At 68.2% G+C, this 26655-nt stretch carries 21 protein-coding genes and 1 pseudogene; 11 read left to right on the forward strand and 11 right to left on the reverse strand.

Going from position 1 to position 26655, the window contains the following annotated elements:
* Positions 1–110: 110 nt before the first annotated feature.
* Positions 111–3737, reverse strand: coding sequence for an nSTAND1 domain-containing NTPase (locus IE265_RS27790; protein ID WP_229916618.1), 3627 nt, complete (start codon positions 3735–3737; stop codon positions 111–113).
* Between the two features lie 394 nt (positions 3738–4131).
* On the opposite strand from IE265_RS27790, the gene IE265_RS27795 reads away from it, so the two are divergent.
* Positions 4132–4725, forward strand: a complete 594-nt coding sequence (locus tag IE265_RS27795; RefSeq protein ID WP_190038438.1) for a peptidase inhibitor family I36 protein — start codon at positions 4132–4134, stop codon at positions 4723–4725.
* 715 nt (positions 4726–5440) lie between these two features.
* Here IE265_RS27795 and IE265_RS27800 read toward each other — a convergent pair.
* The 3 genes from IE265_RS27800 to IE265_RS27810 all read right to left on the reverse strand — a co-directional run bounded on the left by IE265_RS27800 (position 5441) and on the right by IE265_RS27810 (position 7449).
* Positions 5441–6091 carry a nucleotidyl transferase AbiEii/AbiGii toxin family protein gene (locus IE265_RS27800; RefSeq protein WP_229916619.1) on the reverse strand — a complete coding sequence of 217 codons (651 nt, stop codon included), beginning with the start codon at positions 6089–6091 and terminating at the stop codon, positions 5441–5443.
* A 32-nt stretch (positions 6092–6123) separates the two neighbouring features.
* Entirely contained in the window at positions 6124–6471 is a 348-nt protein-coding gene (locus tag IE265_RS27805; protein ID WP_190038439.1) for a hypothetical protein, read from the reverse strand.
* A 228-nt stretch (positions 6472–6699) separates the two neighbouring features.
* Complete coding sequence (locus IE265_RS27810; RefSeq protein WP_229916621.1) at positions 6700–7449, reverse strand: hypothetical protein; 750 nt, start codon at positions 7447–7449, stop codon at positions 6700–6702.
* A 568-nt stretch (positions 7450–8017) separates the two neighbouring features.
* Between IE265_RS27810 and IE265_RS27815 the strand changes: the two are divergent.
* Positions 8018–8371, forward strand: a pseudogene (locus tag IE265_RS27815) (transposase family protein); the annotation flags it as partial.
* 94 nt (positions 8372–8465) lie between these two features.
* On the opposite strand, the gene IE265_RS27820 reads toward IE265_RS27815, so the two are convergent.
* Positions 8466–9128 carry a response regulator gene (locus IE265_RS27820; protein ID WP_190038440.1) on the reverse strand — a complete coding sequence of 221 codons (663 nt, stop codon included), beginning with the start codon at positions 9126–9128 and terminating at the stop codon, positions 8466–8468.
* Complete coding sequence (locus tag IE265_RS27825) at positions 9103–10275, reverse strand: sensor histidine kinase (RefSeq protein WP_190038441.1); 1173 nt, start codon at positions 10273–10275, stop codon at positions 9103–9105. Before IE265_RS27825 ends, IE265_RS27820 begins: the two co-directional genes overlap by 26 nt.
* Before the next feature lie 175 nt (positions 10276–10450).
* On the opposite strand from IE265_RS27825, the gene IE265_RS27830 reads away from it, so the two are divergent.
* Both IE265_RS27830 and IE265_RS38635 read left to right on the forward strand, forming a co-directional pair.
* The gene (locus IE265_RS27830; RefSeq protein ID WP_190038442.1) at positions 10451–12712 is read left to right on the forward strand and encodes an MMPL family transporter; all 2262 of its coding nucleotides are present in this window, start codon (positions 10451–10453) and stop codon (positions 12710–12712) included.
* A 294-nt stretch (positions 12713–13006) separates the two neighbouring features.
* Positions 13007–14215, forward strand: coding sequence for a helicase associated domain-containing protein (locus IE265_RS38635; RefSeq protein WP_229916624.1), 1209 nt, complete (start codon positions 13007–13009; stop codon positions 14213–14215).
* A gap of 20 nt (positions 14216–14235) precedes the next feature.
* On the opposite strand, the gene IE265_RS27840 is transcribed toward IE265_RS38635, so the two are convergent.
* A complete protein-coding gene (locus IE265_RS27840) occupies positions 14236–14394 on the reverse strand; it encodes a hypothetical protein (protein WP_190038443.1) in 159 nt (52 codons plus the stop codon).
* A 588-nt stretch (positions 14395–14982) separates the two neighbouring features.
* Between IE265_RS27840 and IE265_RS39370 the strand changes: the two genes are divergently transcribed.
* Together IE265_RS39370 and IE265_RS27850 are read left to right on the forward strand one after the other, a co-directional pair.
* Positions 14983–15354, forward strand: a complete 372-nt coding sequence (locus IE265_RS39370; RefSeq protein WP_190038444.1) for a DNA/RNA non-specific endonuclease — start codon at positions 14983–14985, stop codon at positions 15352–15354.
* The gene (locus tag IE265_RS27850; RefSeq protein WP_190038445.1) at positions 15351–15959 is read left to right on the forward strand and encodes a hypothetical protein; all 609 of its coding nucleotides are present in this window, start codon (positions 15351–15353) and stop codon (positions 15957–15959) included. Before IE265_RS39370 ends, IE265_RS27850 begins: the two co-directional genes overlap by 4 nt.
* Before the next feature lie 61 nt (positions 15960–16020).
* On the opposite strand, the gene IE265_RS27855 is transcribed toward IE265_RS27850, so the two are convergent.
* The 3 genes from IE265_RS27855 to IE265_RS27865 all read right to left on the reverse strand — a co-directional run bounded on the left by IE265_RS27855 (position 16021) and on the right by IE265_RS27865 (position 18766).
* On the reverse strand, positions 16021–17559 hold the full coding sequence (locus IE265_RS27855) for an ISKra4 family transposase (protein WP_190038446.1): 1539 nt from the start codon (positions 17557–17559) through the stop codon (positions 16021–16023).
* A gap of 68 nt (positions 17560–17627) precedes the next feature.
* Complete coding sequence (locus tag IE265_RS38640; RefSeq protein WP_229916626.1) at positions 17628–17945, reverse strand: helix-turn-helix domain-containing protein; 318 nt, start codon at positions 17943–17945, stop codon at positions 17628–17630.
* 296 nt (positions 17946–18241) lie between these two features.
* Positions 18242–18766 carry a hypothetical protein gene (locus IE265_RS27865; RefSeq protein WP_190038447.1) on the reverse strand — a complete coding sequence of 175 codons (525 nt, stop codon included), beginning with the start codon at positions 18764–18766 and terminating at the stop codon, positions 18242–18244.
* A gap of 409 nt (positions 18767–19175) precedes the next feature.
* Here IE265_RS27865 and IE265_RS27870 point away from each other — a divergent pair, with 409 nt between their 5' ends.
* Positions 19176–20447: an AlbA family DNA-binding domain-containing protein gene (locus IE265_RS27870; RefSeq protein WP_190038448.1), complete on the forward strand. Its 1272-nt coding sequence runs from the start codon at positions 19176–19178 to the stop codon at positions 20445–20447.
* Between the two features lie 96 nt (positions 20448–20543).
* On the opposite strand, the gene IE265_RS27875 is transcribed toward IE265_RS27870, so the two are convergent.
* A complete protein-coding gene (locus IE265_RS27875) occupies positions 20544–20798 on the reverse strand; it encodes a hypothetical protein (protein WP_190038477.1) in 255 nt (84 codons plus the stop codon).
* Between the two features lie 846 nt (positions 20799–21644).
* On the opposite strand from IE265_RS27875, the gene IE265_RS27880 reads away from it, so the two are divergent.
* From IE265_RS27880 to IE265_RS27895, 4 genes are all read left to right on the forward strand, one after another.
* Complete coding sequence (locus IE265_RS27880; RefSeq protein WP_229916628.1) at positions 21645–23102, forward strand: hypothetical protein; 1458 nt, start codon at positions 21645–21647, stop codon at positions 23100–23102.
* A 452-nt stretch (positions 23103–23554) separates the two neighbouring features.
* Complete coding sequence (locus IE265_RS27885) at positions 23555–24451, forward strand: DUF4238 domain-containing protein (protein WP_190038449.1); 897 nt, start codon at positions 23555–23557, stop codon at positions 24449–24451.
* Positions 24452–24804: 353 nt separating this feature from the next.
* Positions 24805–25746, forward strand: coding sequence for a hypothetical protein (locus IE265_RS27890; protein ID WP_190038450.1), 942 nt, complete (start codon positions 24805–24807; stop codon positions 25744–25746).
* Positions 25747–26154: 408 nt separating this feature from the next.
* Positions 26155–26469, forward strand: a complete 315-nt coding sequence (locus tag IE265_RS27895) for a hypothetical protein (RefSeq protein WP_229916629.1) — start codon at positions 26155–26157, stop codon at positions 26467–26469.
* Positions 26470–26655 lie beyond the last annotated feature (186 nt).

The raw sequence follows: 26655 nt of genomic DNA on the forward strand, positions 1-26655 counted from the left end.
GTGGTGTGACTGACCTCGGCCGGGCAGTGCGCCGTCGAGGGGCCGGCAGCCGGCGTGGAGTCCGAGGTGCACGGCTCACTCGCCGTCGGCCACAGCCCGCCGGAGTCGCCTCATCCGGCCGACTCGTTGAGGTAACCGGCCCGTTCCTCCTGGGTCAGTTCACGGGTGATGCCGTCCCGGGCACGCTGGCGGACCTCGTCAATCGGCGCGCAGGGCAGGCAGGTCCAGACGCGTACGGTGCCGTCGTCGTGCGAGCTGACGAACCGATTGCCGGGCAGGACGTTCGTGTTCTCCACAGAGGCACCGAATCCGTGCAGGACCACGGGCGGGCTGTTGTCAGCGGTGCTCCAGATCCGGGTGGTCGCGTCGTTGCCGCTGGTCACCACCCGACGGCCGTCGGAACCGAACGACGCGCTCCACACCACTCCCTGATGCCCGTTCAATACCCGCGGCCGGCCGGGCTTCGTGAGATCCCACAGCCTGGCCGATCCATCGTTGCCGCCGCTGACGAGGTGCCGTCCGTCGGGGCTGAACGCCACCGTCCACACCAGGCCTTTGTGACCACGCAGGACCTGCAGATCCTTGCCGGTGGCGGGGTCCAGGACGTGGATGGTGCCGTCCAGGCCGGCCGCGGCCACGTGCCGCCCGTCGGGGCTGTAGGCGACGTACCGCACCTTGTCCTGACCGGTGTCGACCACCAAGGGCTCCGCGCCCGCAGTGGTGCGCCAGATCCGTACGGTGCCGTCGCTGCCGCCGGTGACCAGCCGCCGTCCGTCGGGGCTGAACTCCGCGGTCCACACCGGCCCGTCGTGGCCGCGCAGTACGACGGGTTTCGTCGCGTTGTCCACCGACCAGATCCGCGTGGTCCCGTCGTCGCCGGTTCCAGCCACCCGGCGGCCGTCCGGGCTGAATGCCACGCCCAGGATCTCGCCGTCGTGCTCGCCCAGCACGGTCGGCGGTGCGGTGCTCCCGATTCGCCAGACGCGCACGGTCCCGTCGGCGCCGGCGCTGGCGAGCCGACGGCCGTCACGGCTGGGCACCGTCGCCCACACCGGCCCGTCGTGACCGGTCAGGACGCTGTCGCTGCCCGTCGGGGCAGCCTCCCAGATCCGTACGGTGCCGTCCTCGCTGGCGCTCACCAGGCGCCGTCCGTCGGCGGCGAACGCGACCGCGGTCACGGTGCCGCGATGCCCGCGCAGGATCAGCGGTGCGGCACGGTGATGCACGTTCCAGATCCGTACGGTGCCGTCGTTGCCCGTGCTGGCGACCCGGGCGCCGTCCCGGCTGAAGCCGATAGCCTCCGCCGTGCCGTCGTGGCTGCCGAGCACGACCGACTCGGCAGGGGCGTCGGGGTCCCACAGGCGCGCGGTCCCGTCGGTGCTCGCGGTGGCTATGCGCTGTCCGTCCGGGCTGAAGGCGACCGCCTCCACGGAATTGCTGTGCCCGCGCAGCACCACGGTCGTCCGCCGGCCCTTGACGTTCCAGACGCGTACCGTTCCGTCTCCGCCGCTGCTGGCGAGGCGGGTTCCGTCGGGGCTGAACGAGACGCCGAGCGTCCACCCCTTGTGGCCGCGCAGCACGACCGGTTTGCCTCTGCCCGTGGCGTTCCAGATCCGTACGGTGCCATCGTCACTGGTGCTGGCGATGCTGCGGCCGTCCGGGCTGAACGTGGCGCCCCATGCCTGTCCCGTGTGGCCTCGCAGGATCACCGGTTCGGCGCCGCTCGCCCACTTCCACACCGAGACCGTGCCGTCCTCGCCGGCTGCCGCGATCCGGGTGCCGTCCGGGCTGAACACCGGCGTCCACACCTCGCCGTCGCGGCCGCGCAGCACCACCGGGTCTCGCAGCGTCGTGCCGTACCGCCACACCCGTATCGCGCCGTCGCCGCCGCTGGTGGCGAGGTACCGGCCGTCCGGACTGAACGAGACCCCGAGGACCTGCCCGTCGTGGCTGGCGAGCACAGCCCTCACCCGTGACTCGAACACGGCTTGGCGCAGTGCCGCCTCGGTCTCGTCAGTCGCACTGGTCCCGTAGGCACTGGTAGCCAGCAACAGGCCCAGCTCAGGGTCGAGCTCGGCCTGGCCACGCGCGCTCGCCACGAGTTGCCGCGACAACGCGAGCGCCTGCCCGGCCTCCGCCCGCCGGGCCTGTACGAACGCGACGCCCGCGAGAACGGCCAGTGCGACCACCGCCGCCAGGAGCCCACTCACGGTCAGCCGCACACGGCGCCTCACCGCCGCCCGCTCGGCCTGTGCGCGGTCGCGGCTCGCCGCCAGGAACTCGCGTTCGAGATCATTGAGCCGGCTGGTGTCCCGGTCGTCCCACTCGGCCAGCCGTACTCCGCGGTAGAGCACCCCGTCGTCCCTGCCGTGCTCCGCCCACTCCCCGGCCGTATTGGTCAGACGCCGGTGTACGCGCAATTGTTCGCGGCCGGTCTCGATCCACATACGCAGTCGCGGCCATGCAGTGATCAGGGTTTCGTGGGCGAGGTCGACGGTGTCGTCAGCGAGGGTGACCAGACGAGCGCGGGCCAGTCGTTCCAGTACCAGCGCAGTATCCCCGCGGGTGCTTGCGGCCAGTTCGGTGCGCAGAGCCGGCCGACGGGTGTCCTGGGCTCCTTCACCGGGGGTGATGAGCCGCAGCAGCAGATCGCGGGCGACAGAGGCCTGTTCAGGAGAAAGTTGAGTGTAGAGACGCTCTGCGGTTCGGGCGATGGCACCGCTCACCCCGCCGACGGCGTCGTACGCGGCCTCGGTGAGTGCTCTTCCTCTGCGTCTTCGCCAGGTCTCCAGCAGCGCGTGCGACATCAGGGGCAGGCTGCCGGACTCATCGGCGACGTCCTCGATGATGCGGGCGGTCAGGGCGCGTTCCAGGGTCAGTCCGGTGGCTGCGGCCGGTTTGACGATGGCGTCGCGCAGTTCGTCCCGGTTCATCGCAGTGACCAGCAGGTTGGCGTCGCGCAGTGCGCCGGCCAGGGCGTGGTGTTCGGCGCAGCGGCCGTAGAAGTCGGCGCGGACCGCGATCAGCACCTTCAATCGGCTTGCCGGTAGGAGGGCGGCGAGCAGGAGGTCGATGAAGCGGGTACGTTCCGCTGGATCCTGGCAGAGGGTGTAGACCTCCTCGAACTGGTCGACGATCACCAACGTATCCGTGCCGCCGTCGCCGGGTCTGCTCGTGTCAAGGAGAGCGGCGTGGGCGCGTGCGGGGTGGTCGCCGGGTGTCAGGATCTGGATCGCGGCGGGCCGTAAGCCGGAATCCTGGGAGTGCTGGAGGGTGGGGATCAGGCCCGCACGCAGCAGGGAGGATTTGCCGCTGCCGGACGGGCCGAACACCGCGGCGAACCGTCGGCGCCGCAACAGGTCCAGCAGGTCGGTGGTGAGCCGGTCCCGGCCGAAGAAGAGTCCGCTGTCGCCCGGCTCGAACCGGGCCAGCCCTCGATAGGGCGCATCCGCCCCCTCACCGCCCTCCTCCTGCGCGCCGACCGCGGCGGCGTCGTCCACGGCCTGTCTCCACCGGGCTTCCCACTCGACCGCATCGCCCCCGCATGCCGACACGTAGGCCAAGGTCACCACCAGCGTGGGCAACTGCCCGCCCGCCGCCGCCTGCGACAGGGTCGTGCCCGAGTAGCCGGCCCGCTCGGCCATCGCCCGATACGTCATCCCGCCCGCCTCCGCCCGCAGCTTGCGCAACTCGAACGCGAACCGCTGCACCGGACCCGCCCCCGGATCCACTGGCACTTCACGACGTCCCGCCATACCCGCCCCCTCGCCATCCACACCGGACACCTCAACCACTGCACCCCCCGACCCGGCCCGAAACGTCACCCCCGTCCATTGATTGGCCGCCGGAACAGCCCTGCCAACCAATAGGCCAACCGCTGAGATCAGTTGGCGAGCGGCACCGAGGGATGGGGCTGCCGCTGGGGAGACGGTCGTACCTACGGCTCCCCGGCGGAACAACAGATCCGGCCCTGACTGCATGCACCTGTCCGCGCCCCACCCGGTCTTGTCAACCCTGCTGTCTCGCCGGACAGCCCAGGGGAGTCAGGGCCCGGCCGCATCAGTCGCCGGAGGCTGTCCGCCGGCGACCGGAGCTGCTCATGAAGCGAAACCAACCGACGGAGGAAACCACATGAAGTTCCGATCCCGGATCACGAAGCCCGTCTCAGCCGTGCTGTGTGTCATGGCGCTGGCAGTCGGAGCCGGCAGCACGGCCGCGGCTGCGGCCGCCACGGACCGGACCGCGCAGTCGGCCGAGTCGAAGTACGCGGCGCAGGCGAAAGCGGTGGGCCTTTCGAGCCGGCAGGCGGCCCAGGTGCAGGACCGGGTGGACGCCCAGCTGGCGGACATCAAGGTTCCGGCGGAACAGGTGGCGTACAACGAGATCCGGGCGAAGGACGGCAGCGCGATCATCACGGTGTCCGTGCCCGGCGTGGCCAACACCAGCTGCGACTACGAGTACCTGTGCCTGTGGACCGGTCCCAACTGGACCGACAGCAAGCTGGCGTTCTACCAGTGTCGGGACTACGACCTGAGCCACTACAGCGCCTTCAGGAACGACACCCTCACCTCGTACAAGAACAACCAGACCACCGGCACGGTGGCTCGGTTCTACAACTGGGAGGGCCGCAAGGTCTACAAGTTCGGCAGCACGGCGTACCACACGGAGGACAGCCTCTCGAACACCCCCTGGGACAACATGATCGACATAGTCGACGTCTGCTGAGCCCTTGCCGGCCCGATCATCAGAGCAGCCGCGGCTGTATCGCCCGTGGTGGGCGTGAGTTCGAGGGTGGCGGCTCGGTCGGGTGATCTTCGGGTCGGCCGCGGATGCCAGGGGCCTCCTGCACAGCTCGTGGGTGTCGAATCCATGGAGAGCAACAGGAGGCCCCTGGCGCTGCGGTTTTCCGTGCACGCCCGGGACTACCGCCAGGCGGTGCCCGTCGTCGTCACCACCCTGGAGAGCTCCAGGAGCACGGCGCCGGTGCGGCGGTGTGGCGGCGGCCGGGACGGGGCGGCGAGCGCCGTGCGCCGGAACACCGGCACCAGCGGTCAGCAGCAGGGCGGCGGACGTTGTCCCGGCCATCGCCGCAGCATGTATACGCATGTGAGTCCAAGCCAAAACAGGCGGTCGGTACGGCAGTTCTCTGCGCGACCGGCCCGCGGGAATCAGAGAACCGAACGGCCCGCGTGATCAGACTGTCAGCACGGACCAAGGGTTGTACGAGTTCACTTGCGCGCAGCAGGCCTTCGACGTGCGGTGAGGGGGGTGTCCCGTTTTCTCGTCTTGGTTCGCGAAAAGAATCCTTGTTCGCCTGTTCACGCGGGCTGTTCTCCTCGCGCGGTCGGACCGGAAGGCCATCGGTCCCATTCCCGGCCCGGGCCCACGGTGCGCTGACGGCGGCGCGCCGCCGGGTGCGCACTATGGCGCTTGCGTGCGGTTACGTGTCGGGGGTTTCGTCGTAGGGTTCGGCGAGGCGCTGAGCGGGGTCGTCCAGCCACTGCTGGGCCCACCGGCGCAGGTGTGTGATGCGGACGGGGTCCATGCCATAGGCCTCGAACTCGGCGTCGCTGATCCACTCCAGGCTCTCCAGCCGGTCGTGGAGTTCGCGAAGGTCGAATTCGTCGGGGCGCCGGGCGGCGAGGGCTTCCAGTTCGGCACGGGTGTAGAGGTCACGGGCGGCGTGGACGTCGATGGCGTCGCGGGCCAGCCCGCGGTCACCGAGCGCGCGCACCTTCGTGCCGATCAAGTCATCCAGGTCCAGGTCCAGGACCGGACCGATGTCCATGACCACGGGCGGCCGCCACAGGACTTCCTTGAGGAGATCCACCTCGCATGTGGCGTCGGTGGCGGGGTCGGTGGCCAGGAAGCGGGCCTTGAGCGGCGCCACGTCGACGACGGTGATCCGCCAGCCCTTGTCGGCGAGTGAGTCAGCGATCTGCTCGATGATCTCCGTCATGCCGGCGGGGTGTTCGGTGGCGAAGTCCAGGTCCTGACTGGGTCGGTGCACGATGCCGTGCGCTTGGACGGCGTAGCCGCCCATCAGCGCCAGCCCGTACGGGCGCCCGGCGGCGAGAGCGTCGGCGAGCAACCGCCGATGATGCTCGGGCAGGCCGTGCAGACTCACGCGGCCGCCACAGGCCGCAGCCGGGGGAAGCGCTCCTCCCACACGGTGCGCACACCGCGGCCGAGCATCTTGCGCAGCACGGGCCACCGGCTCACCAGCAGGTTGGCGTCAAGGTAGTGGGTGTAGTCCTCGTGCCGGCCGTTGAGCAGCACGATCCGGTACATCCCCAGCAGCAGCTTCTCGTCCCCCAGGTCGAACGTCCGCAGCCCCGACCACGCCAGGTGCAGCGGCAACGTCACCGCACCGTGTACCGGTCCGGCGAGCTCCGCAAGATCACGGGGGAGCTGGTCCGCGGCCGGAGCCCAGCGCGAGGATGCCACTGGGCTCGGTGTTCCCTCGGCCATGACTCCCACTCCTGCGTCCGGACCGGCATGATCGGGCATTCCCAGCCTAGTCTCTCGCAACGGGGCGGGCAGCCGACGCGGACAAGAGCGGCATTCTTGCGGACCGCAACCGTATGCGCTGCGGAGAGCAGCGCAGCCCCGCCTCGGCGTCTTCCCTCCCCATCGACTCACCGCGGCTCGCGCGGAGAACAGCCTCGGCTGGCCGCGAGGCCACCAAGGCTCTGCGGCTCACCTCCGTAGGCCGCGCTTCCCCTGCCGCCGCCACGTGCGCCCGCCGTCGTCCGAGGCGTACAGCCCCTCGCCCTTCACCAGGTTGTACGTCGCTTTCGTCGCGTCCGCGATGCCGTACAGCGTCTTGCCCTGGACGGTGAACGAGGCAAACGGCACCGGGGTCTTGAGCTGGTGAAAGGCCCGGTTCGAGCGGTCGTCGGCGAGCCAGTAGCGGCCCTCCCTCTCGCCGACGAGCAGCCGCCCGTCCGGCAGCGCCCGCAGTACCAGGAACACCAGATCGCGCTTGAGGTCCTGCCACGGGATGCCGCCCCCGGTGAGGTTGCGCCAGTGCGCGCCGTCGTCCGCGGTCACCATCAGGCCCCGGACCGTGCCGCCGCGGAGCAAGGCCAACGCCGTCGTGCCGCCCGCAGCGGTGACGGCGCCGCCGCTGGTGTACGGCTTGGGCATCGGCATGGAGGTGAGGGTGCGGCCGTCGCGTTGCTGCACGACGCGGTTGGGCATCCGCGACTGGTCCACGAACCAGACCGAGCCCCGCTCGGCCAGCGCGAAGTCTACGTATTCCGGTGCGCCGACCGGGGCCGCCACGGTGCGGTTGGCGGGGCGGTAGAAGCGAGCCGGCATCCCCTCGTGGAGGACGATGTCGCCCGGGTGGGTGCCCAGCGCGCGGTCCGACGCGGTGACCTTGTGCCGCTTGCCGCGTACGTCGAGCGCGTACGCGCTCGACGTACGCGGCTGCTGCGGTGCCATCGGACGAAGCCGTCGCGCACGCCGATGTACTGGTCCGGCTGATCCTCCACGTTCGCGTGCCACGCCTGCTGCGCGACCGTGCGGCCGGCCGGCGAGACGATCCGCCAGGCGGCGGCCGCCGGGCCCTCGTCGTCCCCGATGGAGCGCGCGTTGTACGACAGCAGCAGGGAGCCGTCGCCCGCCCGCGCCACCCCGGCCGGTGCGCCGGCCGCCTCGATGACGGCGTCAGGACTCGCGTGCGGGTCGTTGACGACACGCTTGTACGCCGCCTCGCGGTCGCCGCTGCCGACCCCGGAGTCGTTCTGCGCACACGCGGTCAACGCCAGGGACATGACGCTCACGACCGCCGCGGCGACTGTGAGCACGCGCCTTCTCGGCCTCACCATCGCGCCATCCTCGCAGCTCAGCGTCGCGGAAGGGCACCTTCCGGAATCTTGGTCATCTCGATCCGGTGACCCGCCGCCTGATCGGCAGGCCGCGCCGCGAAGCTTCGGGCATCCCCGGCAGGTGGGTAGTGGCTCCGCATTATCGGCGCTGCGCAATTAGCCTTCAGTGGTGCGGTTGTTGAGGCGGCCGGCTGCTGTGGCTCTCACCCGCCCTGCCGGGCCGCACCCATGACCTGACCGCCGCCCGAACCCACCGGATCATCCGGATCTGCGAGCGCCAGGGCGTTCCGATCGTGGCCGATCTCGCCTACCAGGGCGCCGGCCCGTGGCTGACCACCGGCATCAAACGCAGGCCCCTGCAGGAGCTGACCCCCACCGAGAAAACCCGCAACCGTGCGCCGGCCGCGGCAAGGGCACCCGTCGAACGCGGGGTCGCCCGCCTGAAGTCCTGGCGGATCTTCCGCAGATCCCGATGCAGCCCCAACCGCATGACGTCAATCGCCAAGGCCATCCTCACCCTGGAGAGGCAACGCTGAAGAAGCTCATTGAATGCACTCCATGTGACGACGTGAGCCGACCGGTGCACTGATGTCCGGGCGGGGGCTCATGGGACATGGCCCGGCACCCGGCTCAGGTTGCGGGGAGGATACGGCGCGTTTCGTAGGCCCACATCGCGATCTCGACCCGGTTGCGGGCGTTGAGTTTGGCCATCAGGCTGGCCAGATGCGTCTTCACCGTGCTGAGGCTGATGTGCAGTGCATCGGCGATCTCGGTGTTGGTCAGCCCGCGGGCGACGGCGAGGAGCACCTGCTCCTCGCGGGCGGTGACGGGGGAGACCGGCTGGGACACGGGCCGGCCGGCGGGCAGGTCCGCGAATGCCTGGAGCAGACGGACGGTGACGCTGGGGGCAATGAGCGCCTCACCGTCGGACGCCGACCGTACGGCCTGTGCCAGAAGGTCTGGTCCCGTGTCTTTGAGGAGGAATCCGCGGGCTCCGGAACGCAGTGAGCCGTAGACGTACTCGTCGAGGTCGAACGTGGTGATGACGACCACGGCCAGCGGGTCGGCGACGCCCGGGCCGGCGATCAGCCGGGTGGCCTCGAGCCCGTCGAGTGCAGGCATGCGGATATCGAACAGGCAGACGTCGGGGCGTAGTTCGCGAGCCAGACGTACCGCTTCCCGCCCGTCGGCGGCCTCGCCGACCACCTCGATGTCGGGCTGGGCGTTGAGCATGATCCGCAACCCGGTGCGAATGATGGTCTGGTCGTCAGCGACGAGGACGCGAATGGACACGACTCTCGTTCCTCGCTCTCGGCAGTTCGGCTTCGACGTGCCAGCCCCGGTCGGTACCCGGGCCGGCTCGTAGTGTGCCGCCGAGCAGCGTCGCGCGCTCGCGCAGTCCGGTAAGTCCGTATCCGTCGCGACCCCGGCCGGTGCGCCGGCCGTTGTCGCGCACGCTCACCCGAACCGCGTGCCGTTCCGCGGCGACCCGAACGACGAGCTCGGTCGCGTCGACCGCATGGCGCAGCGCGTTGGTCACCGACTCCTGCACGATCCGGTAGACGGCCGCGTCCACGGCCGGGGGCAGCGCGTCCAGTTCGCCGTCGAGCCCCAGGTCGACCCTGAGACGACCACCCGGGGTGCGCACCAGGCGCTCCAGATCCGCGACTCCGGCAGGGGGCGCCAGCTCGGCGCCGACCCCGCGGTCGCGCAGCGCGGCCACCATGGCGCGCATTTCCTCCAGCGTGCGCGCTCCTTCCTCCTCGACCCCCTCCAGCGCCTTGACGGCGGCGGACGGGTCGGCGCCCGCGAGCACCCCGCCCGCCTGGGCGATGATCACCATGGCCGATACGTGGTGGGCCACCGTGTCGTGCAGTTCCCGGGCGAGCTGCTCGCGCTCGCGGGACCGCACCTGGTCCAACTGCCGCTCGCGAGCGGTCACCCAGAACCGCACGGCAGCCCCGAACACGCCGGGCAGCAGCAGGAAGACGAAGCCGATGACGTTCTCGACGACCGGGGTCTCGTCCGTGACGGAGCACAGCGCGCCGGACGCGAGGATCACCGCGCCGCCCAGCACGATCTCGCGTCCCGATCCCCACCGGGGCAGCGCGTACACCAGCACGAGCACGACCGCGCCGGTGTACAGGCCGACGGGCTCGCGCGGAGCGGCGACGAACCAGGCCACCTGAAGCAGGATCACCGAGCCGAACGCCAGCGTGACCATTGCCAGGGGGCGGGTCCGGCGCCACAGAGGCAGCAGGCACAGCCATACGGCGAACACCACCGCCACCGGCCGCCACACGACGTTCTCGCGCAGGGTGGCCTCCAGCACCACACCAGCAAGGCCCGCGGCGAGCAGCGCCCAGTCCCGCCACACCCGGGCGGGCGCGTCGGGCGGCCGGGGTTCGGTCCACAGGGGTCGCAGGTCTTCTCGCAGCACGGTTTTCAGCCTAGGGACCGCGGCGTGCCGCGCATCGGCCGAAAGGACGGTTCCTCACTCCGCCCCGGGGCCGACGGATCCGCGGCCCGCGGGCCGATGCCGCGGAGCGCCGTGGCGACGAGCCTCGGCATCGGCGGCCGTACAAGGACGGCCGACGAGGTGGTTGGAGGACCCGATGCTCTCGAAAGCCCTGTTGCGCCTGGGCGCAAGCGCCGCCCGCCATCCCTGGCGGGTGATCGCGGCATGGCTGGTCGCCGCCACACTCGCCGTCCTCGCCGCCGTCGCCTTCGGCGGGCGGACCGCGGACTCGATGACCGCTCCGGGACTGGACTCCCAACAGGCCGCGCAACTGATCGAGAGGGCCGGCACCGGCCAGGAAGGGATGACCGCCCAAGTGGTCGTCACCCCCCTCGACGGCGCTGCGACGTTCTTCGACCACGGCAGCGCGCGCACCGCTCTCACGCGGCTGCAGACCGAGGTGAAGCGGCTGCCGCACGTCCTCGGCACGAGCGACCCGGCGGGGGCACTCGACGCACGCGGGGACACCATCGCGCACGGCGGCCTTGTCTCGGCCGACGGGCGGATCGCAGTCGTCCGGGTGCAGTACCCCGACCAGAGCCGGCTGTCGGCCAAAGACCTCGACGCCCTCGTCGATCTCGGCGACCGGCTGCGCGCCGAACTGCCCCTGCGCATCGAGATGGGAGGGAACCTCTTCTACGCCTTCTCCGACCCGGACGGCGGCGCAAGCGAGCTGATCGGCCTCCTCGCCGCGGCCGCGATCCTGTTCCTGGCGTTCGGTTCGCTCGTCGCCGCCGCGCTGCCGATCGGTATGGCGGTCTTCGGACTGACCGTCGGGGTCGCCACGATGACGGTACTGGCGGGGGTCACGGACGTCCCCACCTTCGCACCGGTCCTGGGCAGCATGGTCGGGCTCGGAGTCGGCATCGATTACGCGCTGTTCGTGCTCGCCAGGCACCGGGAGTACCTCGCGCGCGGGCTCAATCCGCACGAGGCGGCCGGACAAGCGGTGGCCACGGCGGGGCGGCCGGTGGTCTTCGCCGGCGGCACCGTCGTCGTGTCGATCCTCGGCATGGCGGTCGCGAACGTGCCGTTCATGACGGTGGGCGGGCTTGCCGTCTCGATCGTCGTCCTGACCATGGTGCTCGCGTCGGTGACGCTGCTGCCGGCCTTCCTCGGCGCCGCCGGCCCGCGCCTGGCCCGGGTCGGCCGGATCGGCCGGGCTCTGCAGACCAGGAAACTGGGCCGACTCGCACGGCGGCGCCACCCGGCGGCAGGCTCCGCCCACGCCGCCGGGTGGCGTCGCTGGATCGGGCACGTCAGCCAGCACCCGGTGCCGTACGCGGTCGGCGCGGCGGGACTCCTGCTGACCGCGACGCTGCCCGTGCTCGGCCTGCGCGTCGGCCTGCCCGACGACGGCTCACTGCCCCACAGCCGTACCGAGCGCCGGGCCTACGACCTCGTCGCCGAGGGGTTCGGCCCGGGCGCCAACGGTCCCCTCGTCATCGCCGCGGACCCCACCGGTGATCCGGGAGTGCTGGACCGACTCGTCGGGGCGGTCGCGGCGGATCCGGGCATCGCATCCGTCGCGCCGACGCACATCGATCGGGCCACCGGCATCGCGACCCTCGTGGTGTTCCCGACCACCAGCCCTCAGGACAAGGCCACAGCCGACACCATCGCCCGGCTGCGCACCGACGTGCTGCCCATGGCGATCGGGCACGGCCCGGCCAGGGCCCACGTCGGCGGCGCCGCCGCGAGCCTGTCCGATGTGGGCCAACGCACCAGCCAACGCCTGCCGGTGTTCGTCGCCGCCGTGCTGGCGATGTCGTTCCTGCTGCTGATGCTGGTCTTCCGCTCGATACTCGTACCGCTCAAGGCGGTACTGCTGAATCTGCTGAGCATCGGCGCGGCCTACGGCATCATGGTCGCGGTCTTCCAGTGGGGCTGGGGAGGCGCTCTCATCGGGCTGGAAGCGACGGTTCCGATCGTGTCGTTCATCCCGATGTTCCTGTTCGCCATCCTGTTCGGCCTGTCGATGGACTACGAGGTGTTCCTCCTCTCCCGCGTACGCGAGGAGTACCTGCGCACCGGCGACAACGGCACGGCGATCGTTGAGGGCGTCTCGCGCACCGCCCGGATCATCACTTCGGCCGCCCTCATCATGGTGGCGGTCTTCCTGTCCTTCGCCGTCGCCGACGACCCCTCCACCAAAATGTTCGGGCTCGGCCTCGCCACCGCGATCTTCATCGACGCCACGGTCGTACGCATGGTGCTGGTACCGGCGACCATGACGCTCCTCGGCCGGACCAACTGGTGGCTGCCGAAGTGGCTGGACCGGATGCTTCCCCGCGGCCCGGTCGGCACCGACGTGCAATCAACGGGGGAGGCCCCGCGTCCACGGCTGGTTGACCGTTGACTCAACTCCTGCCCGCCCCTGGCGTCCGCCACCTCAGCGCGTCACCTAGCTAGTGCCGGCCCCGAGCGCCGACCGGTGTGACTCTCTGCGCCAGCCCGGCTGCCAGCCGCTCGAAGGGCTGGTCGTAGCCCCTCCAATTTCGGGCTGCTCCACGTCTGACTGAGACCTCATCAGGCACAGCCGCGGCGACGCAAGGCGCAGCGGGTCGGCTGGCGGCAGCCTGGCTCATCTGCATGGTGTGCCAGGCGGCACAATCGCCTGTGCGTACCGCCACTTGCTCTCGGGAAGGCTCCGATGCCCCAGATGACGCTCCTTCCTCACCAGGTTGAGGCCGTGGACAGGGTGGTGCGCCATCTCCAGCCTCCCGCCGACGGCTGTTTTCCCTCCGAGGGCTTGAGAGCGGAGGTGGTCGCCGCCACCGGGTCGGACAAGACACTGATCGCGGTGGAAGCGGCCCGGCGCCTGTCCGCACGGCGGGTGCTGGTGGTGGTGCCGGGCTGGGGCCTTGACCGGATGATGCAGGCGGCCGCGGCCTGGCGCAGTGTTGGCCGTGAGGGGGCCATGGTCGGGGCGTCCTCGTTCCACCCGCTGGACACCCCCGGCCTCCCGTGTACGGGCGACCCGGGTGAACTGGTGTCATTGGTCGAGGATTTGGAGGTGGTGACGGTGTTCGAACCGTATGAGCCGGGGCGCTTGGGCGCTATGCCGCAGGCGCACGAGTTGGGCCTGGCGGTGTGGGACCTGATCGTCGTCGACGAAGTCCACCTCCCTCCCCGGGTCGTGGGCGCGGCCTGGGCGGGGCCCTGGGCGGTCGTCAACGACCAGGAGCGGATACCGGCAGTACGGCGGCTGTACATGACCACCGCCGAGACTCCGGGGTCCGAGGGCGACCGGTCCGGCCTCGAATCGGAGGGCGAGAGCGGGCAGCAGTCGGGCCGGCAAGGTCAAGCAGACCCTTGGGCGGCCCACCTGGCGGCGGCCCGCCGGTTCCATGCGCGTGAGGGACATCTGCGGGTGCCGCGCGACCACGTCGAAGAAGCGGCGGACGAGAGCGGGGAAGACGGCCTGTCGGTCCGGCTTGGAGAGTGGCTGGACCACATCGAGCGCAGGGCGGACGAGCTCACCGCCGAAGGCCGGATGGAGCTCAGCGAACTCGGCATGCGCTGGTACCGCATGGAACGCGAGGAACTGATCGCTGTGCTGCAGAGCAACGGAAGCGAGCGCGCACGTGCGGCCGCCGAGCACCTCAGAGCCGGCGCCAAGTTCGAGGTCTGGTCCGGCCGCCGCGCATCGGCCCGTCACCTGTTTGATGTATGGGCGTCGCGTGAGCAGTTCATCCTGGAGGACGGCAGGTTCAAACCGGGCCTGGCCGAGGCGGTCCGCGCATTGCACGCGGCCGGCGGTGATCCCATCTGCCTCGGCGCGATCTACCCCGCGGAAAGGTCGCAGAACTGCAGTGTCTTCCTGGCCGGAGACCTCACACGCTGCATCGCCTGCATGTAGGCACCCCAGGCAGCGGCGGATCACCCCTGCGCGAGGGGAGGTGATCCGTGCGCGCTGCGCGCTCGGCCCTCGTGCGGGACCTTCTGCACGAGGGCCGCGAAACCGAGCGCCTCCGCGCACTGCTGGCCCCCGACATAGCCGCCCGAGACGTCGCCCACACGCTCGGCCTCACCGTGCACCAGCTGCGCCTGCTTATGGAGAGCCGCCGTTTCAGCGCCCCGACCGCCCGCGCAACAAGGGCAACTACCCCCGCCCGGCGCGGCAGGGCTACCTGCTTCCCGACCAGCTCCGGAACCTCTACCAGGACCAGGGTCTGCAACATCGGAGCAGACCGGCACCGACACGGCCTGCTCCGAAACCACGGGTCGACGTTAAGCGGGTGCAGCAGAGGTCCTTGGATCGTGCTGTGGGTGTGGACCAAAGGGCGCTCGTGCATGCGATCGAGGGAGCTTTGCAGTACTTCATACCGGTTGAAGCGCTGGCTCCGAATGCCATAATTCAAGGTGGACCAGACAATGACTCCGATACAGGGGACAGGTTATCGGACTGCTGGCGGAATGGAAAGGGATGGGTTGATCCCGGAGACAGAGATTCGGCGAATGGTAATCGGGCCACCGCTATGAACGCGTGTCTCGATTCGGCATACATTAAGGAGAATCCAGGCAGTAGCGTTACGAAGGAGATAAGGCCTCCTGGATATGATTGGGCGGGCCGATATGCAGCGACCCTAGGCCTTTAAACCTCCCGTCGTCATCAATAACTGTCATTTGCTTGGCGCTGCGCTCGGCGGTGACGGAAGGAATCTCGCCAATCTCGCCACCTGTTCGCGAGCGGCAAATTTCTACGTGAAGGGTGAGAAGGGATTGGGGCACAATATGCGATATTTCGAGGAGCAGGTGGTAGCTGCAATTGGATTGGGGCAGCGTGTGAGGTATACGGTTACGCCGCAGTATAGAGGTCCCAGGACTGTTCCGGTGACTTTTGAAATGAAGGCTTCGGGTGTCACGAAATATGGAACTCCTGGGATTAATCTGTATGAGGTTGTGCCGAATTCGGTGTATAGCGAAAAGTATGGATGGCGAAACCTGGGTGTAGTCTTCCATGATAACAAAATCGAGCCGATGGGGGCGATGTCGTGAGCGGGAAGCGGTCTGGCGATTTTTCTCGACTGTTGGGGATGATGGCGCCTGAATTCGGTGAGAGGGAGCCGGTTGATTGGAGCTGGCTGCAGGCGGGATGGGGTGTCGCGGGGTTCCCCTCGGATTACGTGGAGTTTATGTCGAGATATGGGTCGGGGGGAATTGAGGACTCGCTGTACATTGTTCCTCCGAGTGTCCCCGGAGATCCTGATGAAGGAGGAATGGTTTACGTAACCGAAAATGCGAATGGCCTCGTTGGTTCAGAGCCTTTTTCGGTCCTTGCGTGGGGCGTTACGATTGCCGGCGATATCCTCTGCTGGAAGGTTGGGCATTCGGACCCTGACCAGTGGACCGTGAGCGTTTGGAAGCGGAATGATCTCACCTCGCCCTGGCTCGATTTTGACTGTGGCCTGTCAGGGTTCCTTGTTGGGATGTTTCTGTGTGAGTACGCTACGTGTCCGCTCAGTGACGAGACGGTGTGGGGGTGTTCAGCGCCCAAGTTTCTTAGCGATGCGTACATTCGGCGCTGTGAGGAGGAGGGGGTTCTCCCCTGGACAGGCGAACCCGATCCCTATGCTGGCAGATCCATTGATGGATACTCCTGACCCCTTCAAGCTTTTGGGCCATACGCAATTGGGTGCGGATCCTCTGAAGTGACGGTCGGGATCAAGTAGTGAGGCTGTAGTCCTGCTGGTCAGGGCTGGGGTAGAGGCGTTGGTGTTCGCGGACTGCGTGGAAGGTCCAGTAGTCCTCGAAGTCTCCGTTCGTGATCAGTGCGCGGAGTTGGAGGACGGCTTCGGCGCCGTCGAGTCCCCAGCGGGCGCCGGTGATGTCGAGGCGGTCGGCGATCAGGTGGCGGCAGGCGCCTTCGACGGCTCCGGTGGCGATCGGCCAGCCGGCCGCGAGGGCGGTGTCGTAGTGGAGTTGGTCGAGGTGGCCGGTGAGGTAGCGGTGGCAGGTGGTGACTGCTTCGCGGCGGGCGGCGGGGAGTTGTTCGGCTGCGGCCTGGGCGGTCATCTCGGTGGCGGCGCGGTCCGCATGTCCGGCGAGGATCGCGGTGAGTTTGTCCGCGGCCCAGGTTTCGGCCTCGCGGCTGCCGGGTGGGTGGAAGGCGTGCGCGGCCGTCCAGCAGTATTCGGCGACGTGCACGAAGTCGAGCAGGACGTGAGGGTGGATGCCGCGTTGGGCGGCTTCGGCGTGGATCAGGTCGAGTTGGTGGCGGGCGCCGTCGACGAGCACGATCCAGTTCCGCAGATGCTGCGGGTCGCGGGCCTCGGCCTGGGCGAAGGCGCCGGCGATGACCTGCTCCGGAGAGCGGATCACTGAGGCGGTGCACCATTTCCGTACCGCTTTCGGGCCCGGCCGTGGCGGCCGGGTTTCGCTGCGGCCGCCGGGTGGGTGGACGATGTCATGTGGCCGGCGCGAGGCGGGAGTGGTGTCGAAGACGCAGGCCACGGTCGCCATCCGTTTGCGATTCGGTTTCTCGCCCGGGGCCAGGCGTCCGCGTCGCCCGGCCGCCGCACTCTTGGCCACGGCTCGGCGGGTGGCTTCGCGCAGGGCTTCGGGGCGCATGACCACGCCCTTGCCGTCGATCTGAATGATCAGCGGCATTTCGCGGGTGCACGGGGTGGGGATCTTCGCCGTGTAGTAGGCGGCGATGTCGACGGCCGAGGCGACCACCAGTTCTTTGAGGCGGCGCTTGCCGAGCACTTTGCCGCATCGTCGTTCGATCGCGGCGGTGGCCTGGTCGTATGAGCCGCGGACGGCTTCCAGGACCGCGAGGCGGGCCAGTCCTCGTGAGTGTCGGCCGGCGGGCAGCGACAGTTTCTCGTCCGCCGGGTGCACGTTGGCAACGCCTCGGCCGCGGTAGGCGATCCGGGTCACCCGGACCGGTCCGAACATGCAGGTCAGCAGGCGCCGGTGGCCGGTCTCCCGCCAGGTCCGCGGCTGTCCTTCCGGACCGAGTACCAGCGGCCGCTGTCCGTCCGCTCGCACCGTGTCCTCCTCCTTCCTGGCTCGCTGATCGAGGTGGTTCTGCATCAACTGCCGCAGCAGTTCGCGTCCCAACTGCTCTAACTGGGCTTCCAGTTCGTCATGAGGCATGTTCGCTGCCGGACCGTCGGCCAGCGTCGAGATGAGGCGTTCGAAGGCATCGCGGGAGGCGGAGTACGGATCAGGCTCGGGTAAGGCGTCGTACGGTTCCATCGAGGGCTCTTCTTCGGGAGTGATTCGTTTTGGTTGGCACCTACGAATCTACGGAGAAGAGCCCTTGGTCACTGGGAGTTGGCCCGGTCCCGCCCCGGGCCTTGCCGGGCGAGGGTGAACTGCCCCGGCGTGTCCTCATCCAGCCAGCCCCGTTCCACCAGCCGCTTGAGTTTTCCCCGGGTTCCCTCGATCTTCCCGGTCGTCGTCGGCAGACCGATCCGCGGCACGATCTGCTTGGCCTGCATCGGTCCCGGCGCGTCAGAGATGATCTCCACGATGTCCCGGTAGACATCCGGCAACACCGCCACGACCAGGCCCTCCCGCCACGGCGGCACCATCATCACCCCGACGCCATGAGGCACCGACGTCTCGTGCGCCTCCGGCATTCCCCCGCAGGAACGTCCGGTTCGACCTCCGCGGCCGACAACTCCCCCAGTACTTGCGTGACGGTCTCCCGCGTGATCTCCAACCGCGACAGATCCTCCCGCGCCGTCTCCAGTTGCAGGGCCAACTCGGCTGCCTCAGCCTGGAGTTCCTCTACTCGCTGCCGAGCAGCGGCTTCCCGCACCTGCAGCTCTTCCGGCAAAGACGCCATGGCGACCCACCTCCACCACCACGGTAGGGACGAGCAGCCCCGAGCACAGCCCTAATCAGCTCGAAGCCCAGCGACCGAGTGAGACGATCACGGGCCCCCTGGACTCTGGCCGTCATCGAGCACAGCCACAAGACCCTCAAGGATCCCAACGAACTCCATGGTCGGGATCTCCGCCACGAAGACCTCGCCCGCATGCTCCGGATGCTTGATCAGATGTTCCTCGCGCCAGAACTGAAGAGTGAGTGCCAAGCGGTCCGCGTCGCGGAAGAGGTGAGCCGTCACGTTGTCAGTCGTGGGACCCCAGTTCAGGACGCGGAACTGGCTGCGAAGCGCGTAGTCGGCTTCGGTCTCGTCGTCAGCCCCGGCACGGTGCATGAGGCGCCGGTGCGTGGCTTCCGGGGACAGGCCGTCGAACGGCAGTGGAGAGCCCTGCCCAGAACGCAGCCAGGCGGCCGTGTCCAGCACGTCCCGGCGGAACTGCCCGACGAAAACCGAGTTGTCGTCGCAGGTCAGCCACTTACCTGCAGCCCACAGATCCACCCGGCGCAACGCGTTGTCCCACGCCCCGGCCTCGGCAGCGAACCTGTTCTTGTCTCCCAGAAGTACGGTCACGTCGGGACCCTGGCAGGCTCAGTGCTCAATTCGCAAGCGAGCTCTTGCTGAGCGACAAAAGCACGCGTGGCCTCCTCGCCGCTGCCCACTTCAACGACGGCCGCTGGCCTTCACTCCAGAGGATCCGCACCCTATTGAGTTGGCGGTGTTCGGCTGGTGGTGGACCAGAATGCGAGAACGCTGACGGGCCCCGGACCCGCGCCCTCAATCGAACGACACCGTCACCCTCCGCGACGACTCCCCAAGATCTGTGCCAGAACCCGCCTGAAACCTACGCAGCCAGCCCTGCGTACGGAGTGCGAGTGGCCCGGCGAGCGGCAGGGAAATCTGGGGCACGGGCCCTACGGCTTCGCTAACTTGACCTAATGACACCTTTGATCCATACACGTCCAGTGGATGGGCGGCTCGTATGACATCCGCGGCTTCGCTGTTCGCCTGCCGTCCTGCGGACGTGACCCTGGAGCGGGTTCGTGAGTTGGTCGCTATCGGCCAGCCCGAGAGCCTGACCTTGGAGTACAAGGAGAAGTACACCCCCAAGGTCCCTGTCTCCGTCGCGGCGATGGCCAACAGCTACGGCGGCCTCATCCTGGTCGGCGTCACCGAGCGCAGCGTCGACGACCGGATCATCGGCGTGCCCGAGGACGCGATCGTCCAGATCGTCAACGGCTGCCATCAGACGCTGGAGCCGCCCTGGGAGCCGGAGATCATCCCGGTGCCCCTGCCGGACAGTATCGGCCGGATGATTCTGGTCGTCCGTGTGGATCCGGCGAAGGCACCATGCCCACTTCTGGTCCAGGGTGCCGCCCCGATCCGACTGCACGGACGCAACGCGGTAGCGGACCGGGCGGGGCTCGCACGGTTGATCAATGAAACCGCGCCCCAGGCTGCAACTGCCGGACTGAGGTTGCCGCCAGCCGACCTGCCCATGGACGGTCAGGGGAGGCCGAGCGCTGACTTCCTCGTGCGTACAGGGATGTTCGTTCCGGTCGACGCGTCGGCCACCTGGCGCCCGCTGTCGGAGCGCGGCGTGCAGGCATTCGCCGACGCGCTGAACAACTCCCCCCTGCACCGTGACCTGTTCCAATGGTGCGCATCGATCGGCGAGGGCGGTATGAACCCGTTCCACCGGTCGGGCTTCAACCGGGCCCGCAAGGTCCGGCTGCTGTGGCAGGGCGGCCCTGACGGAGCGCCAGTCTTCCCGTTGGAGGCTGTGGCCAGGATCGACCTGCCGGATGCGTACGGGACCCCCGTCTCGCACCTGCAGGTCTCCTTGCAGGTTGTCGCGCGCTTCCAGCACACCTTCGGCCGCACCGTGCCCCTTTCGATTGCCCGCCTGCATGAGCTGATCGACGCGCTGACGGCCACGCTGGTCGATGCCCAGGTCACCGAAGCGCTCGCCGCTCTGGCGGGTGTCGATCCTCTCGTACTGCCTCAGCCGCTTGGCCTGGACTTTCTCAGCAGTACGGACATGCCGGACCTGCTCGCCGGAAACGGGTTGACCTTGGTGGCAGACGCCGGCACCTCCCGAGGGGCCAACCTGCTCGCTGACCCGGGCGTTGACCAGCGCGACCCTGCAGAGCGCCGTGAGCTCATCGACAGCTGGCTCCAGCAAATCAGCCTGGACTCCGGCCTGCTCGGTATGGAGAAGGTTCTGGAACAGCTCCGTAGCACCTCCCCCTGAGCCTCAATCACGACCTCCTCGTCGCACAGACGTCCTGTAGATGCGAGAGAGGCGGTGGGGCCGGGTGCAGCAGATGCACCCGGCGCCCCGCCGCCGTCAGCCGATCAGCTTGTGTAGCAAAGGAAGGCTGCCTCCAGCGGCCCCCAAGCCCGTCCCGACGGCCGCGGGCACGGACTTGTCGTGAAGGAACATGAGGGCGCCCATGACGAGGCCGATGATGAAGGCCGCCAGGAACACCACGGCGGCGTGCACCGACAGCAGCGGGGTCTCCGACGGCCGCCCCGGGCTGGGCGTGCCGGACGGTTCGGGTGGAGCGGGTACGGGGGAGTGCGGGTGTGGATCCCGAGACATCGGGACTCTCCTACGAGGCGAAGGAACAGAGACGGCGGCCACGTGTGGTGGTGGCGTCCGCGTGGGGGTGGTGCGCGCCTCGCGGTCGGCGGTTCTGCTGCTCTCTGCCTGAGAGCGTCCCTGTGGGGCTTCTGCCCGAGCCCAGGGTGGCGTGTTCAGAGTAGTGGCGGTCGGCGCGGGTGTTGCCCTGGGTGTCTGGCGGGTGGTCACCGGTACTGCCTCCGGTGTGAGTTCGGCTGAGGGATCGGGACGGTGACAGGTCGCCGGTGCTTGCGTCTCGTCCTGCTGGGCACGGTTCCTTCACCCCGTAGTGCCGAAAGCCTGGGCACGGACAGCAGTAGCCGGGAGGCAAAGATGTCGGGGGTACGACGAGGGCCCGGAGACCTGGTCCGGGCCTTGCTCTGTGAACAGTTCCTGAGCTGTTCGACTGCGAGTAAGAGAGTCGGAGGCCCTCCGGCTCTCGCGCTCCCTCAGGACTGGTTGGCGACCCGGTCCAGATCGCCTACAGGCGCCAGCACCTGGGCGGCCGGGGTCGGGTGCCTATGGCGGGCCAGCTGGTGCGCGGCGGGACGAGAACGTGGACCAGGACGACGACGGCCTAGCGGGCCGAGCCACCCCACCCCGCGCCACGTACCGGTGAACCGCACCGATTCCTCCACCCAGTTGGCCAACTCGCAGTGGACGAAGCGGATGGGTCGGACCCCGGGTGGCGCGCGAGGGGATTGGGCGCCGCTGGGTGTGGCTCGCGCGTGGCGGCGGGGCCGCGCGCGACGCCGGCCGGTCAAGCTGACCTGCCGTAGGCAAGAGTGTGGCCGCGGTGTCGTACCCGGCGGATACGGTGCTGCTATGGCTGCGCACTTCCAAGGCCCGAACGGGCTCGTTTCTGTGCACGTTGCTGTTCGCGACCCCGCGACGATGGCGGAGCCTGATCCGGAGGCGGCCGACTACGCGCGCGATCTCTTCGCGGCCTCGGCCAAGTACGCAGCCGTCTCCTGGAGCGCGTTGGGAGCTGAACCGCGCTGGCTCGGTATGGATACCAGCACGTGCGCCGCGGCCATCAACCCGAGCCGCTTGTACAACCGAGGTGCAGACGAGTTCGACCGATTCCTGTCCGGAGCGGCCTCGCGCGGAGAGCCGGCGCTGATCATCGCCACCATGGGCAACGAGGACGATGGCGGGCTTCGAAGGAACATCTTCAGTCGCTACGACGCCAGTGTGGACTTCCTCAACTTCACCGGATCGATCGCCGGGAAGCGCCTGCTCGCTGGGGCGGAGGTCTCGCTGGCTCCCGGTCTGGACGCGGCTGACCGGGATCTGGGTCTGCGACTGCAGAACCGCCCAGCCGGTGCCCCGTGGTGGGCCATGGCTCTGCAGTCCATCGGTTTTGAGGGTCCTCGAGGGACCACTGTCCACGAGCCTGAAGGTGAACTGGTGCCGATCCTGGTGGACAGCGTGGGCGAGCCGGTCGCTGCCCGCTGGATGCCCAGTGACGGCTGGCAGATCTGGTACGTGATCCCTGATGCGGTCGACTGGAACACCATGGTCGACTGGATCGTTCAGAAGGCTCTGCCCGAGCATGTCCCGGCAGCGTTGCGCCGCGTCCGGTCCTTGCACAGCATCGATGCCGACCTGGAGACCCCCGCAGAGACGAAAGCACGCGCCGCCCTCGACGAACTGGAGCGCCGCTACCTCGACGACAAGGCCCGCCTCCAGACCGACCTCGAACAGGCTCGGCAGGAGGCCGAACCCATGCGGTCAGGACTGCTGTACGGCACTGGCCGTGAACTGGAAGTCGCGGTCGCGGTAGTGCTGCGCGCCGCCGGCTTCACCGTCACCGAACTGGACGCGGAGCTGGGTACCCAATCGGCTGACCTGCTCGCTGTACTAGATCAGGAGACGTGCCTGATCGAGGTGAAGGCCGCATCCGGCGCTGCCCCGGAGAAGCTGGTCTCCTACCTTCAAAGGCACCTGGACAAGTGGCCGCAGCTACGCCCCGACCAGCCGGTGACCTGCTCCGCCTTGATCGTCAACCATCAGCACCGGCTCGACCCCGCGCAGCGCCCCACCGAGGTGTACCAGCGCAACCAGCACAAAGAGTTCGTCGATGCCCTCACCTTCCCGGTGCTCGCCAGTGGCCAGCTCTTCGGCTGGTGGCGTACGCAAGACTGGCCAGCCGTGCGGACCGCCGTGCTCGGACGTCCCCAGTCCAGTCAGCCGAGCACACCGTCCACGGTACAGAGCACAGCGAATGCCCCGCGGCAGCGCAGGCCGTGGTTCCGTTCACGCGGCGCCAACTCCGCATAGAGGGATGACGGGGCACCCCGCCCCGTACGACAACAGTGGTCCCAGACCGCCTCGTCACCCGGCCGCCGCGCGCCGGTCGTCATGCCTACGACTCCGGTCGGGCCAGTCCCGCGGCGGCCGTCTGTCCGTACGGCTGTGGTGGCCGACCTGCGAGTGCGCCCGCGACGGCGGAGTGCTTGTGCCAGGGCTCCAGGCGAAGGATGGGCTTGGTGAGGCCGTAAATGCTGAGCGGCCGCGGGGTGAGGGTTGCGAGAATCGGCAGCGCAGTAGGTGGCGGGCACTGCGTAGGGAGCAACATGGAGTGGAGGCTGGTCAGTAGCGTGCCCAACCCGTGGGGGCAGATCCCGGTATCTGACGGTGGTCAGGATCTGAACCCCCGTGTACAGGAGTACATGGCGAGGGTGGCGGCGGCTGCGGTAAGGCGTGACTGTGCCTCCCGCAGGCACCATTACGTGCCCAAGGCCTACTTGAGGGCCTGGAGTCCTGACGGCAAGCGCGTTCGGGTCCTGGACACGGTCAACGGCCTCGACCGTCTCTTGGGCCTTCGCGATACCTGCGTCAGGGAGAACTTCTACCGCGTGACGGACCCTCAGCACGGGCCGCACAACCAGGCCGAGGCGATGCTCTCCGTGATCGACGATGAGACCGCACGTCTCCTTCGTCTGCTGCGCGCTTGGGAGCCAGGCGACGATGTGGAGTTCGACGACTTCATGTCCCTCGCCGTGGTCCTCGCCTTTCAGCGCAACCGCACCCCTCAGCGCAAACGCCTGCTCGAGGCCCAGGATGCCTGGATGCGTATACGCGGGGGACAGGAGGTTCCGGAACTGACCTCGACGGAATTTGTGAAGAAGGTCTTCCGCAGTGCCTACCGGGCAGCCGACGAACACTCCACCCGGCAACTCGAACTGTGGGACGACCCTCAAGCACGGCTGATCACCAGCGATCAGCCCGTCCTTATGTCGTTCGGCTCCATCAGTCGCACTCCGTCCACGCTCACGAGCCGATACCTGTGGTGGCCACTCAGCCCCTCTCGCATGCTTGTGCTCAGCCAAGGCCTCTGCGGACGCAAGGTCGTGCACCGCACGCTGGGCCGCAGAGATGTCGACCGCTTGCGTGCGGCGGTCATCAAGAACGCGGAGGCGGCGGTGATCGCTCTGCCCAACGACACTGACCTTCCTGCCGGCCGAAGGCTCGCCCGCCGCCCGCAGCTCTCACTCGCCTGCGAGCCCGTCGATCCGCAAGCACGCAAGTGCCGCATTGAACTCGGCTGTGGATACGGCACACAAACTCTGGATCGGGTGTGCCAACCCCTGTGCGCCATGGTCGGCGGGAGACGCACGGCAAAGTAGCCGTTGACGTGCCCCCACTGGGACTTCAAGGTGTTCCAGCCGCGGGCCGAAGGCATGCCCTTCGCCCGTCTGGCACTGTCGGCGCATCCGTGATCGTTCCACCATCGACGGGTACGGCGACGTCGTCCGGTGCCTCATAGATTCCCGTGCGCACGCGGTGACCACGGAGTCCGCTCAGGGGCCGTTGAGCGTCTGGCAACCGCTGGGCGTTCGGCAGGCCTCGTGGGACTTCTCGATCAAGATGTCGCGTGCATTCAGATGGACGTGAGCGTGAGTACCTGCACCGTACCCGGGCGCGTCCTGCGACGGAAAATGCCATTCCTACATCGGTGCCTTCTGGCAGGCTGTGTCGGGTGACAGGCGAGAGCTATGTAAGCCAGAACGACGAGGCCTGGGCGATGGAAATGCTCGGCCGGATCAACCGAGGCGCACAGGAGGCGCATGAGCGTCGTGACGCGCTCGCGGCAGCGGTTGACGAAATAGCTAAGGGTTTCACGCAGTTGGGCCTCAAGCCTTGGACGTTGAAACAAACGAGCCCAGCGCGCGAGGACATGATGGCACCCGACGTCTTGCTCGGTGGTCGTGCCGAACCAGTCGCGAAGATTCTCAGGTATGAAGCAGCGGTCAACATCCTTAGCGCCGCCGATCAGCTTCGGGGTTTCGCCGTCTTGCTTCGCGCGGAGGCATCGTTGATGGGCGCGGTTTCGGTCGCGCGCGGCATCTTCGAGGCGTGCCTATGGGCCACAGCGGTGATCGACCCGACCATCACTACTGACGTGCGTTTGCAGCGTGCTCTGACGCGTCGCCTCGCACGACTCTCGGCAGGTATTCGTCTCAGGGACATCCTCGGCGATGGCGTCATTGACGCCGACCAGGTCATCGACAACGACGGCCAGGTCGACGACGAGCATGGGAGCAACCGCGATCCTGCGACGGACATCGCCGACATCGAGAGTTACGCAAAGGGCCGGGGCTGGCCTGTGAAGAAGCGCCCTCGTGCCACCGAGATCACGCCGCTTTCGATCGACTGGCTCAGCGAGAACCTTGAGCGCCGAATCGGCATCGAGGGGTATGCCTGGACGAGCGGGTCGTCGATGGCGCACGGCGAGCATGCAGCCGACACGGCGTCGTGGGTTGAGCTGTCCCAAGATCTTGGCACGGCTCCGGCGTGGTTGATCCGATTGTGGTCGACCGGTGCTTGGGCGGGGCCGCGTCTTTTCCTCACAACCCTCGCCGGCTACACAGGGACGTTGAGCCTACAGCGCGAATATCAACGATTCGAGAAGCTGTTCTAGAACGAGGAAGGCAAGAGTTAAGTGAGTGTTTCGTTCATGCTTTTCTGTTAATTAGGATTTCAAGGAGTAATAGGATCGAACGCTCAATGAAGTGACTCGTTGGAAATCGGGTGTGGGGTCCTGGGTGAGACGGCCGCGTCATCGCCCTTGTCGATCAAGGATTCGGCCGGCAAGGGCAGGTCGAGTTGCTGCTCTGCGACCGGCGGGCCAAGAGTGAGCAACCAGCCCTTCAGCCAAGAGCGGCGCACACTGCGATGAGCTGCCTACGCACTGAAATTCGGTGCACCCCGCCGGTCCGCCCCGGCTCAGCGCCTAGCGTCAGGCCGGGATCAACGAGGTCGGCAGTGCTCTGGGGCGAGCGCTGCCGAGGCGTTACTCCGAATTAACGAACGAACGGACCGGACTGCGATGGCGACAGCACTGGACATGACAGCTGCACCGGAATTGGCAGTGCTGCGGGCTCTGGAGCGAGCGGGAAACAGGATGTTCCCACGCTCCGAGCGGGCCAGACTCAAGGGTGTCCCGCCATGGGAGATCTACATCCACCTGCCAGCGGACCCTGGCCGCCTCGACGACCTGCTCAGCGGTGCCTGGGATCTACCCGCAGTAGCGGGATTTCCGGAAAACCTCATCTCTGCTCTGGACGCCTACACCCGAACTCTGCTGGTCTCCGGCCACGCATTCGACCGAGACGATTTGCAACGAGTCCTGGCACGCCACTGATAGCGCTCGTCGGGCAGGTCGACGATGAGACGTTGGACCGGTTCGAGACTCTCTTTACGATGCTCAGCGCATCCTTCTGAGCATCCGTGCGGTGCCGGCGCAGACCAGCGGCCTTCTGGGACGTGAGGGGCCACGAAGTTTCCGGACAGGCGCCCAATAGGGTTGTCCTGAACAAGGAAACGAGGA

Source organism: Streptomyces fructofermentans (genome assembly GCF_014651055.1).
Classification (GTDB): Bacteria; Actinomycetota; Actinomycetes; order Streptomycetales; family Streptomycetaceae; genus Streptomyces; species Streptomyces fructofermentans.